This is a genomic window from Penaeicola halotolerans, from assembly GCF_016464625.1.
In the GTDB taxonomy this organism is placed as follows: Bacteria; Bacteroidota; Bacteroidia; order Cytophagales; family Cyclobacteriaceae; genus Penaeicola; species Penaeicola halotolerans.
Genome location: NZ_JAEAGO010000114.1, coordinates 1 through 259, shown reverse-complemented (window position 1 = coordinate 259; position 259 = coordinate 1). Strand labels below are relative to the sequence as shown.

Genomic DNA, 259 nt, shown 5'->3' with positions numbered 1-259 from the left:
ATATTCCTATGAAGGTTCAAGAAGCATACAGGACACCGAATAGACTGGATCAAAAAAAAACATCCCCTCGCCATATAATAATCAAAACACAAAACATTCAGATTAAAGAAAGAATATTAAGAGCTGCAAAGGAAAAAGGTCAAGTAACTTATAAAGGTAAACCTATCAGACTTACACCAGACTCCTAATATGCGTAAGTTCAATATGAGACAAATAGTTATAGTCGGCTATCAGTACAACGTATTTCTGTTAAACTCAG

At 34.0% G+C, this 259-nt stretch carries 1 protein-coding gene; it reads left to right on the top strand.

Going from position 1 to position 259, the window contains the following annotated elements; genetic code table 11:
- On the top strand, positions 1–188 hold a 188-nt coding region (locus tag I5349_RS13845; protein WP_226391368.1), incomplete at its 5' end, for an RBD-like domain-containing protein.
- Positions 189–259 lie beyond the last annotated feature (71 nt).